Origin of the sequence: Rhodococcus sp. IEGM 1330, from assembly GCF_033142445.1 — a bacterium.
In the GTDB taxonomy this organism is placed as follows: domain Bacteria; phylum Actinomycetota; class Actinomycetes; order Mycobacteriales; family Mycobacteriaceae; genus Rhodococcoides.
In genome coordinates, this window is the sequence record NZ_JAWLSB010000003.1 from 424,631 (window position 1) to 437,567 (window position 12,937).

General features: G+C 64.5%; 14 protein-coding genes. 7 read left to right on the forward strand and 7 right to left on the reverse strand.

The window, feature by feature from the left end:
* Positions 1-45 precede the first annotated feature (45 nt).
* The 4 genes from R4P57_RS10210 to R4P57_RS10225 form a co-directional block, all read right to left on the reverse strand.
* On the reverse strand, positions 46-1,182 hold the full coding sequence (locus tag R4P57_RS10210; RefSeq protein WP_317802707.1) for an Mrp/NBP35 family ATP-binding protein: 1,137 nt from the start codon (positions 1,180-1,182) through the stop codon (positions 46-48).
* Positions 1,183-1,252: 70 nt separating this feature from the next.
* Positions 1,253-2,125, reverse strand: a complete 873-nt coding sequence (locus R4P57_RS10215; protein WP_317802708.1) for a murein transglycosylase — start codon at positions 2,123-2,125, stop codon at positions 1,253-1,255.
* Between the two features lie 124 nt (positions 2,126-2,249).
* Positions 2,250-2,792 carry a DUF1003 domain-containing protein gene (locus R4P57_RS10220; protein WP_317802709.1) on the reverse strand — a complete coding sequence of 181 codons (543 nt, stop codon included), beginning with the start codon at positions 2,790-2,792 and terminating at the stop codon, positions 2,250-2,252.
* A 20-nt stretch (positions 2,793-2,812) separates the two neighbouring features.
* Positions 2,813-4,087 carry a magnesium transporter MgtE N-terminal domain-containing protein gene (locus R4P57_RS10225; RefSeq protein ID WP_037191563.1) on the reverse strand — a complete coding sequence of 425 codons (1,275 nt, stop codon included), beginning with the start codon at positions 4,085-4,087 and terminating at the stop codon, positions 2,813-2,815.
* A 74-nt stretch (positions 4,088-4,161) separates the two neighbouring features.
* Here R4P57_RS10225 and R4P57_RS10230 point away from each other — a divergent pair, with 74 nt between their 5' ends.
* From R4P57_RS10230 to R4P57_RS10255, 6 genes are all read left to right on the forward strand, one after another.
* On the forward strand, positions 4,162-5,103 hold the full coding sequence (locus R4P57_RS10230; RefSeq protein WP_317802807.1) for a CoA ester lyase: 942 nt from the start codon (positions 4,162-4,164) through the stop codon (positions 5,101-5,103).
* 70 nt (positions 5,104-5,173) lie between these two features.
* Positions 5,174-5,662 (forward strand): general stress protein, encoded by a 489-nt coding sequence (locus R4P57_RS10235; protein ID WP_008714301.1) that lies wholly within the window; start codon positions 5,174-5,176, stop codon positions 5,660-5,662.
* A 195-nt stretch (positions 5,663-5,857) separates the two neighbouring features.
* Entirely contained in the window at positions 5,858-7,180 is a 1,323-nt protein-coding gene (locus R4P57_RS10240) for an ABC transporter substrate-binding protein (RefSeq protein WP_317802710.1), read from the forward strand.
* A complete protein-coding gene (locus R4P57_RS10245) occupies positions 7,177-8,127 on the forward strand; it encodes a sugar ABC transporter permease (protein WP_317802711.1) in 951 nt (316 codons plus the stop codon). Before R4P57_RS10240 ends, R4P57_RS10245 begins: the two co-directional genes overlap by 4 nt.
* Complete coding sequence (locus tag R4P57_RS10250) at positions 8,127-8,960, forward strand: carbohydrate ABC transporter permease (protein WP_222093623.1); 834 nt, start codon at positions 8,127-8,129, stop codon at positions 8,958-8,960. The genes R4P57_RS10245 and R4P57_RS10250 overlap by 1 nt, the downstream gene beginning before the upstream one ends.
* Positions 8,961-8,965: 5 nt before the next feature.
* Entirely contained in the window at positions 8,966-10,135 is a 1,170-nt protein-coding gene (locus R4P57_RS10255) for a sn-glycerol-3-phosphate ABC transporter ATP-binding protein UgpC (RefSeq protein ID WP_317802712.1), read from the forward strand.
* A gap of 65 nt (positions 10,136-10,200) precedes the next feature.
* Here R4P57_RS10255 and R4P57_RS10260 read toward each other — a convergent pair whose 3' ends face one another.
* The 3 genes from R4P57_RS10260 to R4P57_RS10270 all read right to left on the reverse strand — a co-directional run bounded on the left by R4P57_RS10260 (position 10,201) and on the right by R4P57_RS10270 (position 12,246).
* Complete coding sequence (locus tag R4P57_RS10260) at positions 10,201-10,476, reverse strand: hypothetical protein (RefSeq protein WP_317802713.1); 276 nt, start codon at positions 10,474-10,476, stop codon at positions 10,201-10,203.
* Between the two features lie 203 nt (positions 10,477-10,679).
* Positions 10,680-11,540 (reverse strand): chromosome partitioning protein ParB, encoded by an 861-nt coding sequence (locus R4P57_RS10265; protein ID WP_317802714.1) that lies wholly within the window; start codon positions 11,538-11,540, stop codon positions 10,680-10,682.
* Positions 11,530-12,246 (reverse strand): metallophosphoesterase, encoded by a 717-nt coding sequence (locus R4P57_RS10270; protein WP_317802715.1) that lies wholly within the window; start codon positions 12,244-12,246, stop codon positions 11,530-11,532. Before R4P57_RS10270 ends, R4P57_RS10265 begins: the two co-directional genes overlap by 11 nt.
* Positions 12,247-12,342: 96 nt before the next feature.
* Between R4P57_RS10270 and R4P57_RS10275 the strand changes: the two genes are divergently transcribed.
* Entirely contained in the window at positions 12,343-12,936 is a 594-nt protein-coding gene (locus R4P57_RS10275) for a suppressor of fused domain protein (RefSeq protein WP_317802716.1), read from the forward strand.
* The last annotated feature ends 1 nt before the right edge of the window (position 12,937 follow it).

Below are 12,937 nucleotides of genomic sequence, written 5' to 3' on the forward strand. Positions count from 1 at the left end.
TCCAACCCTGTTCCCGACATCGTTTGTCGGGTATAACCGTCGTTTCTAGAGCTTGCGCGCCGAGTCGATCCCCAGTGACATGCCGACCAGGCCACGCTCACGGACCGCCAATTTTGCCGCAACAGCCTCCAAGGCTTGTGCCGCAGGCGATTCCGGATTGCTCAGCACGATCGGTGTGCCGGCGTCCCCGCCCTCTCGGACGGCAGTGTCGAGGGGGATCTGGCCCAGCAGGGGAACGCTGGCACCGACGGCCTTGGTCAGTCTGTCCGATACGTCCTGTCCGCCACCGGATCCGAAGATGTCCATGCGGGTGCCGTCGGGCAGCTCGAGCCACGACATGTTCTCCACGACGCCTGCGACGCGCTGCCGAGTCTGCAGGGCGATTGCTCCCGCGCGCTCGGCCACCTCGGCCGCGGCCTGCTGGGGAGTGGTGACCACCAGGATTTCGGCGCTCGGAATGAGCTGCGCGACAGAGATTGCCACGTCACCCGTGCCGGGCGGAAGGTCGAGCAGCAGTACGTCCAGGTCGCCCCAGAAGACGTCGGCGAGGAACTGCTGCAACGCACGGTGCAGCATCGGCCCGCGCCAGACGACGGGGGTGTTGCCCTGCGTGAACTGGGCGATCGAGATGAACTTCACGCCGTGTGCCTGCGGCGGCATGATCATCTTCTCGACCTGAGTCGGCCGTGCGTCGTTCCCGAGCATTCGGGGCACGGAGTGACCGTAGATGTCGGCGTCGAGCACGCCGACCGACAACCCACGAGCGGTCAGCGATGCGGCGAGATTGACCGTCACACTGGACTTGCCGACGCCACCCTTGCCCGACGCCACCGCGTACACGCGCGTCAGGGATCCGGGTTGCGCGAAGGGAATGATCGGCTCTGCGGAATCGCCGCGCAGAGACTTGCGTAGTTCGGTGCGTTGCTCGTCGTTCATCACGTCGAGTTCGACCGATACGGTGCCGACGCCTGCGACGTCGGCGACGGCGTTCTTGACGCGGTCGCTGATCTCGGTCTTCATCGGGCACCCGGAGGTGGTGAGGTAGATCCCGACGCCGACGGATCCGTCGGCGGAGATGTCGATGCTCTTGACCATCCCGAGATCGGTGATGGGTTTGCGGATCTCGGGGTCGATCACCTTCGAGAGCGCGGTCCGAACGTCGGATTCGGTCAGTACAGCCATTGCTTCATGCTAGGCGGTGGGCCGTGCCCCGATGAACAGCAGGGCAGTGAAGATCAGTGCAGAGTTGATTTCAGTGAATCCGGGGGAGCTGGTCCGAGGACGGGACGATGCCGGTGGCGTATCCGGTCGACCATGCGAGCACGTTCGCCACGTAGGCCATCGAATTGTTGTAGCGCAGGATCGCTTTCGTGGTGGATCCGAGGTCACGCATGTTGGTGCCGTCGTCGCAGAGGTACATGCCGGTGGCCAGGGCTGCGTCGAACAGGTTCTGCGGGTCCGAGACCCCGTCGCCGTTGCCGTCGGCGTGATAGAGGTTCCACGTGGAGGGCAGGAACTGCATGGGTCCGACGGCGCGGTCGTATTCGGCGTCGCCGTCGAGTACCCCACCGTCGGTGTCGCGGATCACCTGGTTGCCGGCGAGAGTGCCGTTCAGTCGCGGGCCGAGAATCGGCTCGTGCAGCTCGCCCGAGTCGTCGACCTTGCCGTTGTTGGCGTGGGTGGATTCGACGCGGCCGATGCCGGCGATGACGGTCCAGCTGATGCCGCAGCCGGGCTGCTGCTGCGCCAGGATCCGTTCGGCGTTCTTGTATGCGGAGACGTTGACGACCGGGATCGCGATGGGGCTGGCGGCGAGGTTGGTGGGCAGTTCCGGTGTGGGCGGGATCTCGGGGACCGGGGCTGGAGCGGGGACCGGAGCCGGCACCGGGAGTTCGGCCTGAGCCACCGGCTGCGCCTGCTGATCCTGGGCTATCGGTTGCGGAGTTTCGATCACCGAGTTCGATTCCTGTGCTGCCGGAGCTGTCTTGGCGCTGACGAACGGGATGTATTCAGTGGCTCCGGCGCTGGTGGCAGCCGTGACCAGCCCTGCGGGGACGAGTCCTGCCAGAGCAATCACCGAATTCCGCCGAACCTTGGAAGTCGATGCTTTTCTGTGACGACCCACGCGTGCTGTACCTCCTGAATTCCCGGAAGTGTCTCCGGGCCCGACCGACTGAACGGGATCGAGGGTACCTGATTCGAGACTGTTTTGTTATCGGCCTGTTACCAGCGGCGAAGCCCGGCAGATCTCACTGCGAATCGGGATCGGACTCGAGCGGCACCGCCGCGTCGTCGGGCACCCGTGCGGCGGTCTTCTTACGGGACTTCTTCGGTGATGTCGCCGGTTGACCCGTTGCCTGTTCCAGAAGCGACTTGATCTCGTCGAGTTCGCGTCGCAGATAGTCGCGGGTGGCGACCTCGCCGACGGCGATACGCAATGCTGCCAGCTCACGAGCGAGGAACTCCGTGTCGGCCTTGGTCTGCTGGGCGCGGGAGCGGTCCTCCTCGAGGGACACGCGGTCGCGGTCGTCCTGACGATTCTGGGCGAGCAGGATCAACGGCGCGGCGTATGCGGCCTGGGTCGAGAACGCGAGGTTGAGCAGGATGAAGGGATACGGGTCCCATCGGAGGTTGACGGCCACGACGTTGAGGAAGATCCAGACGATCACGATGCCCGTCTGGATTGCCAGGTAGCGGCCGGTGCCGAGGAATCTCGCGGCCTTCTCGCCCGACTTGCCGAGGTCGACGTCGAGGCTGAGGTTGAACATCCGCGATCCGCGCGGGGTGTCCATTCTTTGACGTGCTGTTTCTTTCACTGTCCGGCCACTTCCTGATCTCGCCAGTCCTCGGGCAGCAGGTGATCGAGGACGTCGTCCACGGTCACGGCTCCGACCAGGTGGTCCTCGTCGTCGACCACCGGGCCGCAGACGAGGTTGTACGTCGCGAAGTATCGCGTCACGGCGGTGAGGCTGTCCTCGGGCGACAACCGCGGTAGAGCGCTGTCCACCACGCCGCCGACCAGACTCGCCGGGGGTTCTCGCAGTAACTGCTGCAAGTGGACGCAGCCCAGATATGGCCCGGTGGGCGTCGCAGTCGGTGGCCGCACCACGAACACCAGCGAGGCCAGCGCGGGCGTCAGGTCGGGGTTGCGCACTCGGGCCAGGGCCTCGGCCACCGTCGTCGACGCCGTGAGCACGACCGGCTCGGGGGTCATCAGGCCACCAGCGGTGTCGGGGGAGTGCTCTAGCAGCCGTCGAACAGGCGCGGAGTCCTCCGGATCCATCAGGCGCAGAAGCGATTCCGCTTCGGTCTCGGGCAGCTCGCCCAGCAGGTCGGCGGCGTCATCGGGGTCCATGGCCTCGAGCAGATCGGCACCGCGATCGACGCCGAGGTAGTGCATCATTTCGACCTGATCGTCGTCGGGCAGTTCCTGGACGACGTCGGCGAGCCGTTCGTCGTCCAACGCCCGCGCCACTTCCATGCGACGTTTGACCGGGAGCTCACGCATCGCGTTAGCGACGTCGGCCGCTCGCAGATCTTCGAATTGCATGAGTAGCTGTGCCACACCCTGGTCGGGCATCGACAGTTCGTTCTGAGTGAGCCCCTGCACGTGCTGCCAGTCCACGACATGGATGGCACCGCGGCGCGCAAGGCGCTGACGCTGCTTACGGACCGCCACTCGCGCGACCACCCAGTCCCGCGTGCGGGTGAGCTCGATGCCGAGGTCGACGACGATGGAATCGACGTCGTGCAGCTCGTCGAGCTCGGGGTCGTCGACGCGCACCTTGGAATCGAGGATCTGCGCGAACACGAGAATCTCGTTCGCGCGCTGAGTGAATCGACGCAGACTGACGTTGCCGGTCGTGAGCTGAACCGAGTTCGGTTCGATGCTGGTGACTCTGAGCATCGGCACGAAAATTCTTCGCCGAGTTGCCAATTCGACAACGAGGCCGAGGACTCTCGGCTGCGCTCTACCGACGCGCATCGAGATCACCACGTCGCGGACCCGTCCGATCGATTCTCCGTCGGGGCCCAGGACACCCAGGCCGGCGAGCCTGGCCGCGAATACCTTGCTCAGTGCTGCCATGATGGCAAGGTTAGAGGCTTCGCAATACAGAGGGTGAATCAGACAGGGGTTGTGCTTTCGTGAGTGCTTCGGGCATGCGGCGGTCGGTGTTGGCCGTTCCGGGCAGTTCGGACAAGATGATCGCCAAGGCCAAGGGGCTGCCGGCCGACGCGATCTTTCTCGATCTCGAAGACGCCGTCGCGCCCCTGGCGAAAGTGGCGGCCCGAGCGCGCATCGTCGACGCACTCAACTCCGATGGGTGGGGCGATCAGATCAAGGTCGTCCGCGTCAACGACTGGACGACGCAGTGGACGTACGGCGACGTCATCGACGTCGTGTCGGGTGCCGGACGCAATCTCGACGCCATCCTGCTGCCGAAGGTGGAGTGCGCCGCGCACGTGCAGGCGCTGGATCTGCTGCTCACCCAGGTCGAGAAAGAGCACGGACTCGACGTCGGTGCCATCGGGATCGAGCCGCAGATCGAGAGCGCCCGCAGTCTGCGCAACATCGACGAGATCGCGACCTCGAGCCCCCGAGTGCAGACGCTCGTGTTCGGGCCGGCAGATCTGATGGCCAGCGTGAACATGCGGACACTCGTCGTCGGCGAGCAGCCGGTCGGATACGACACCGGCGACGCCTACCACCACATTCTGATGACCATCCTGCTCGCTGCCCGGACACACGGTCTGCAGGCAATCGATGGTCCCTATCTGCAGATTCGCGATCTCGACGCTTTTCGCCGGGCAGCGGGTCGCACGGCAGGCCTCGGTTTCGACGGCAAGTGGGTCCTGCATCCGACGCAGATCGAGGCCGCCAACGAGATCTTCGCGCCGCGGCAGGCCGACTACGACAAGGCCGAGATGATTCTCGACGCGTACGAATTCCACACGTCCGCGGCGGGCGGCGGTCGCGGCGCAGTGATGTTGGGCGACGAGATGATCGACGAGGCGAGCCGCAAGATGGCGCTCGTCGTCTCGGCGAAGGGCCGAGCGGCAGGAATGACGCGCACCACTGCCTTCGTACCGCCCACGTCCTGACCGACCGTCAACCTGCTGTGAACCGCTACAACGGGTGTGCCGGGTGTCCGTTTCGGGGCACAATGGAGTCATGACTAATCCCCTCTCGCAGTCGGGCCGCCCAGGGCAGGGACTGCCGACGCCGCCGTCCGGTTGGCCGATCGGTTCCTACCCCACCTACGCCGAGGCGCAGCGCGCCGTCGACTACCTGTCCGACGAGGAGTTCTCGGTACAGGACGTCACGATCGTCGGCGTCGACCTGATGCAGGTCGAGCGCGTCCTCGGCCGTCTCACGTGGCCCAAAGTGATTGGCGGAGGCATCGTTTCGGGTGCGTGGTTGGGTGTTTTCCTCGGCCTGGTCCTCGGCATCTTCAGCGAGAACATCTTCGGAGCGCTGCTCATCGGCGTCGGCGGTGGCATCATCTTCGGCCTGATCTCGGCGTCCATTCCGTACGCCGCCACCAAGGGGCAGCGAGATTTCGCGTCGAGCATGCAGTTGGTCGCGGGCCGATACGACGTCCTGTGCGAACCTCGAACCGCGGAGAAAGCACGCGACCTGCTCGCCAAATTGTCGATCTGATCACACCTGGTGGACGACCAGGCAACCGACAGGTAACGGAATAGCCCCAAATCGCCCTCGATGCCAGTGAGTTCGGTTACGTTTCTTTCGTGCACGGCAGTCCCACACAGTGTGCTGCGCGAGTAACTGAACGTACGGAGGCGGAAAGTGCCGAGACATCGTGGTCGTAGGCGTGGAAATGCAACGAGGATAGGGGTGTTGGCAGCAGCGGCTCTGGTCACGAGTCCGTTGCTCGCAGCGTGTGGTTCGTCCGACAGTTCGGTTCCGGTTCTGAGTTTCTACACTGCCGCAGACGGCGCAGAGCAGTACGCCGCTGCGGCACAGGTGTGTTCGGACGCCTCGAACGGCCGATACCGGGTGGAGCAGCGGACTCTGCCCAAGAGTGCGAACGATCAGCGCCTCCAGCTCGCGCGGCGTCTCGCCGGAAACGACAAGACGCTGGATCTGATGACACTCGACGTGGTGTGGACGGCCGAGTTCGCCGAGGCGGGATGGGCATTGCCCGTCCCCGAAAACCTGTCTGCGCAGCTTCGTGACGGTTCCACGCTCGAAGGCCCGCTCGCCACCGCGGAGTGGCAGGACCAGCTGTACGCGGTGCCGCTCAACTCCAACACCCAGTTGCTCTGGTACCGGCCGGACGAGGTGCCGGGCGGAGTGCCGCCGCAGACGTGGGATCAGCTGATCGACGTGGCCGAGGCCAATGCGGCGGCGGGCAAGCCCGCACAGATCGGTGTCCAGGCCAAGCAGTACGAGGGCTTCATGGTCTGGTTCAACTCGCTGCTCGAGAGCGCGGGTGGATCGGTCGTCGGCGAAGACGGAACTACGGTGACACTCAACGACACTCCCGAACACCGCGCCGCCACCGAGAAGGCCCTCGAGATCATCAAGCGGGTCGCCACGGCAGACGGCCGCGATCCGTCGGTCTCGCAGAGCGACGAGGCAACGGCCCGACTCGGTATGGAATCGGGACGGATGGCCTTCCAGGTCAACTACCCCTTCGTGTTGCCCGGTCTGAAGGAGAACGCCGTCGCCGGTGCCGTCTCGTTCCTGGACCTGTCGACCGTGCCTGCCGATCAGCAGGACGCGCGGATCGCCGAGGTCTTCCGTAGCGCTCCGTATCCGGAGGTGAATCCGGGCGAGCCCGCGAAGGTCACCATCGGTGGGTTCAACATCGGCGTCGCGAAGACCACCCAGCACGAGGACCTCGCGTGGGAGGCCGTCGAGTGCCTCACCAACGAGGAGAACCAGCGCAACAACGCTGTCAACGGTGGTGTGCCGCCGGTGCTGAAGTCGCTGTACTCCGATCCCGAGTTCCAAGCCGTCTATCCCGCATGGGAAGGCGTTCTCGGTTCCATCGAATCGGCGGCAGTTCGACCCGTATCGCCTGCCTACCAGAGCATTTCGATTCTGCTGACCGATGCGCTCAACCCGCCGCAGAACATCGATCCGGTGGCCGACGTGGACAAGCTCGCAGATCTGGTCTCCAAGGCCGTCAATTCCGAAGGGTTGATTCCATGAGCGCCACCACCGAGTCACAGCCCGCATCGCAGCCTGTCGACAAGCAGGCGGCTCTGAAGAACGTCTCCGACGGCAAGAAGGCCGAACGTCGACTGGGCCTGCTGCTCATCGCACCAGCAGCGATTCTGATGATCGCGGTCACCGGATATCCGATCATCTACGCGTTCTGGCTCAGCCTGCAGAAGTACAATCTCGCGTTCCCCGAGGATCGTGAATTCGTCGGAATCTCCAACTACGTGACCGTGCTCTCCGACGGCTACTGGTGGACGGCGTTCAGCGTGACGGCGGGCATCACGATCATCTCGGTGATCATCGAGTTCGTCCTCGGCCTGGCGGTGGCTCTGGTCATGCACCGCACCATCTTCGGCCGTGGACTCGTGCGCACCGTGGTGCTCATCCCGTACGGCATCGTGACCGTCGCCGCCGCGTACAGCTGGTACTACGCGTGGACCCCCGGCACGGGATATCTCGCCAATCTGTTGCCCGACGGTAGTGCTCCGCTCACCGAGCAGTTCCCGTCGCTGGCGATCGTGGTGTTGGCCGAGGTGTGGAAGACGACGCCGTTCATGGCGCTGCTGTTGCTGGCAGGCCTGGCGCTGGTGCCCGACGATCTGCTCAAGGCGGCCGAGGTCGACGGAGCGGGCGCGTGGACCAGGCTGATGCGCATCACGATTCCGTTGATGAAGCCGGCGATTCTCGTCGCAGTGCTCTTCCGCACCCTCGACGCGTTCCGCATCTTCGACAACATCTACGTCCTGACCCGAGGTAGCAACGAAACCGGATCGGTCTCGATTCTGGGTTACAACAACCTGTTCGGTGCGTTCAACCTCGGACTCGGGTCGGCGATCAGCATCCTGATCTTCTTCTGCGTCGCGATCATCGCGTTCGTGTTCATCAAGTTGTTCGGTGCATCGGCACCGGGATCCGACGACGGAGGCCGCAAGTAATGACCACTGTTACGCCTCGCAAGAAGGTCGGCTGGACGGTAGTCAACGTCCTCGTCCTGCTCTACGCACTCGTTCCGTTGCTGTGGATCATCAGCCTGTCGTTCAAGTCGACGGCCACCATCGCGGACGGCAACTTCATCCCGCGCTCGTTCACCCTGGAGAACTACAAGGGCATCTTCCAGACGAACCAGTTCACCTCGGCGCTGGTGAACTCCATCGGTATCGGACTGATCACCACGGTGATCGCCGTGGTGATCGGCACGATGGCCGCGTATGCCGTTGCTCGCCTGGACTTTCCGGGCAAGAAGGCACTCGTCGGTGCGGCACTGCTCATCGCGATGTTCCCCCAGATCTCGCTGGTGACACCGCTGTTCGACATCTCCCGCTCGCTGGGACTGTTCGACACCTGGCCGGGACTGATCATTCCGTACATCACCTTCGCGTTGCCGTTGGCGATCTACACCCTGTCGGCGTTCTTCCGCGAGATTCCGTGGGAGCTCGAAAAGGCAGCGAAGATGGACGGCGCGACGCCCGCGCAGGCGTTCCGCAAGGTCATCGCCCCGCTGGCCGCCCCCGGCATCGTCACCGCCGCCATTCTGGTGTTCATCTTCGCCTGGAACGACCTTCTGCTCGCCATCTCGTTGACGGCAACAGAACGTTCGGTCACCGTCCCGGCGGCCATCTCGCAGTTCACCGGTAGCTCTCAGTTCGAGGAGCCCACGGGGTCGATCGCGGCGGCAGCAGTCGTCATCACGATCCCGATCATCATTTTCGTGCTCTTCTTCCAACGACGTATCGTGGCGGGCTTGACGTCCGGCGCAGTGAAGGGATAACCGTCATGGCCGAAATCGTTCTCGACAAAGTCACCAAGCTCTACCCCGACGGCGCCGCCGCGGTCAGCGACGTCGACATCACCATCGCCGACGGCGAATTCATCATCCTCGTCGGGCCGTCCGGTTGCGGAAAGTCCACGACCCTCAACATGATCGCCGGTCTCGAGGACATCTCGTCCGGCGAGCTGCGCATCGCGGGGGAGCGCGTCAACGAGAAGGCACCAAAGGATCGCGACATCGCGATGGTGTTCCAGTCGTACGCGCTGTACCCGCACATGACGGTGCGTCAGAACATCGCCTTCCCGCTGACGCTCGCGAAGCTCTCGAAGTCGGAGATCAACAGCAAGGTCGAAGAGGCAGCCAAGATCCTCGACCTCAGTCAGCACCTCGACCGCAAGCCGGCGAACCTCTCCGGTGGTCAGCGTCAGCGAGTTGCCATGGGCCGCGCCATCGTTCGTACCCCCAAGGCGTTCCTGATGGACGAGCCGCTGTCCAACCTCGACGCGAAGCTGCGCGTGCAGACTCGCGCCGAGATCTCGCGTCTGCAGAAGCGGCTCGGCACCACCACCGTGTACGTCACGCACGATCAGACCGAGGCCATGACCCTCGGCGATCGCGTCGTGGTGCTGCGCGGCGGGTTGGTGCAGCAGATCGGCTCACCGCAGCAGCTCTACGACAAGCCGCGAAACCTGTTCGTGGGCGGCTTCATCGGATCGCCCTCGATGAATTTCGTTCCGGGACAGCTCACCTCGAACGGTGTGTCCACCGCACTCGGTGAGATCGACATCCCGCTCGAGCGGATGGACTCGATCAAGGCCAAGAACCCGGGCCGCGAGGTGGTCGTGGGCATTCGTCCCGAGCACTTCGAGGACGCAGCTCTGATCGACGGCTATCAGAAGATGAGCGGTGCGACCTTCACCGCCACCGTCGATGTGCTCGAATCGATGGGCAGCGACAAGTACGTCTACTTCACGCTCAAGGGTGCGCGGGTCGAATCCAGCGAGCTGCAGGAGCTCGCAGCGGATGCGGGTATCGCCGATCTCGGTGGCGCGCAAGTGGTTGCTCGTCTCGCCGCCGAGTCCAAGGCCGCCGAGGGTGGTCAGGTGGAACTGTGGTTCGACCCCGCGAAGATCTCGGTGTTCGACCAGGCTTCGGGTGCGAACCTGACGCTGTAGAGCGCTGCGTGCATGTGCGCGGAAACTCGTAGTGGGCTACGAAGTTCCGCGCACATGCCGCAGGCTCAGAACGCAGAGCCCGTGCTCGGCAGCTGGTAGCCCTGGAAGAAGTTGAACGGCACCACGTTCGGAGCCGGGTTCTGCAGCTGAGGTGCCGGTGCCTGTGGGAACAGCTCGGGGAGCTCGAATTCTTGAGGCTGGTACTGCTGCTGCTGATACTGCGTGTTGTTCTGATTCGGTTGAATCGGATCGGCCGAGGCGGTGCCCGCAACTGCGACCAGGGGTACGGCTACGAGGGCTCCGGTTACTGCTGCTCGGGTGAGAATCTTTCGGGTGTTCATGTGTTCCCTTTCGTCGTGGTTCCTACCTGCACGACGTTAGGTCGGGTGGATCGATCCGCGTAAGGGGAAAGCGCTACCTCCCAGCAGATTACGAGTGTCCTGCCAAGGTGGACGACCTGCTGTTCGGCGGTGTTCACCGCGCTCACGCGGCTGCCGCCGCCCCCGAGTCTGGCAGTTCCCAGGAAACGATCAGCAGCTCGTCGTCACTGCTTCGGGGCTTTTCTCAGCGCCTGCTGACGCAGTTCGCTGACGATCTCGTCGTTCCACACGTGTTCGCGCACCAGGCGGTAACGCTCCCGGCTCATCCACAGGTACGCCTCGGCGTCGGTGCGGTCCTCGAGGATCTCCGCAGCGCGCACCATGCGCACCACCGGTAGGTACTCCTCACCGAACCAACGTCGCGCAACGGTACCGCGGTCGACGAATTCCCCGACCTCCTGCATCAACCGAAATCCCCACGCCTCCACCGATTCGCTCAGTTGGGCGTAGTCGAAGGGGTCGGTGACCTGTACGGCCTCGCGGGCCCGGCCCACCAACGGCACTCGACTGAGGAAGATGCGTCGGTGATCCTTGATCAGCAGGTCGCCGCGTCGGGTGATGCCCTCGGGTGAGATGCGTGTGATGATCTCGGTGACGACGGCGTCGATCGACGTCCGGTGCATGGCGAAGGCGATGGAGACTCGGTGATGACCGTCGACGACGAAGTGCATGCCACCGATGCGATACACCTGAATCGGCGGCATCGCCTCGCCGCGGCGCTGAGCAGCCGCGAGTCGCTGCCAGCGTTCGCGGATGCGCGCTGACGTCGGCCGGAAGAAGCGGTCGAAATCGCGAGTGCGATCGACACTGCCGACGATGGTCTCGACGCGAATGACCTGCAGACCGAGGTGACGCTCGCCCACTTTGCCGAGGGCGGCGACCACCTCGTCGAACGGCAGGATGGTGTTGACGTCGTCGGGTTGACGACGCAGCCACCCGACCAGACGTGCGACGTCGGCGCGTCGGCGCTGGCGGGTGAAGTCGTTCTCCGCATCGGCGGCCGGGAATCCGGTGTCACGTGCCATGTCTGCGCCTCACGATCTTCGGTGTCTCGAAATCCGGTCTCTCGCCGCCCGGTTCGATCTCGAGAAGGGTGTATCCGACGGTGTTGATCACCGTCGCGCCGTGCAGGGTCAGATCGTCCGGGGTGTGACCGTGCGGATGAATATGGCCGTGCAACAACAACTGTGGGGAGAGTCGACGCGTCACCTCGTCGAGGCAGTCGAAGCCGATGTGCGCGGGGTCGGTGTCGTCGCCGACGCCGAGCGGTGGACTGTGGGTGAGCAGAATGTCGACGGGCCGAAGATCCTTGCGCACGTTGCGATGCCACGCGAAGGTCCGGGTCAGGGTGCGCGATCGCCGTCGCTGCTGCCGTTGGGTCCACTGATTGGGCCCACCGTTGTAGCGGATGGACCCGCCGAGACCGGCGATCCGCACGCCTGCCGCGGACACGATCCGACGATCGACGTTGACGGCACCGACCGGTCCGGGCCAGGTAGCGGGCAGCCCGGCTCGCATCCAGCCTGCGCGCCCGGCCGAGTATCCGGTGAGGTCCGCGTCATGATTGCCCGGCACGAACACACACGGTGCGTTCAACGCATCGGTGAGGTATTCGAGGTAATCGAACGGGAGGTCGCCCGCGCCGAGAATCAGGTCGACTCCGAGCGACTTCACCTGCGGACTCCACAGGGATTCGATCGTTTCGTCGGCAACTGCGAGAACGGAGACCACGGGTACGACGGTACCCACCTCCGGTGCGGTGGTACCTCCGAACGGACTTCTCGGGCATCGGGGGTGTTGGATGGGTCAGGTGAGCGACAGTGTTGGATGGGCCACGTGAGCGACAGTGTCATTGCAGCGGTACGCGCACATCTGGTGACCGAGATCGGCGACGAAAATCCGTCGTCGGCGTCGGTGACATTCCTCGGCCTCGAGTCGCTGGACGTGCTGAGATTCGGCGCGGACTCCGACGTGGTCCGGTACGTCAGTCTCGGCTGTTCTCGTCACCCCATGGCCGATCCCAACGAACTCGTCGCCGATCCCTCGCGCGGCCCCCGAGCCGAACTGGTGCTGACTCTCCGCGGTGGGGCAGGCGTGGCGTCGGGCGTGCACAAGTCCCTGGCCGTGCTCGCTGCCTCTCCCGCGGTGGAGGGCGTCGTGCTCGTCGAGGATGCGCTGCTCGACCTGGGCGAGCCACTGTGGACCAACGCGCCGTTCACCGCGGTGCTGCTCGGCATCAGCGATATCGGTGATCTGACGCTGCCCGAGCCCTACGATCCGGTTCGCTTTCTGGCTGCCGTGCCGTTGACCGGTACCGAGGCCGCATGGGTGCGGTTACGTGGTGCCGCCGCCCTGCGTGAGGCCTGGGCCGAGGCAGGGATCGACGTGCGCGATCCGAACCGGTCCGCGGCCAGTCTCTGAC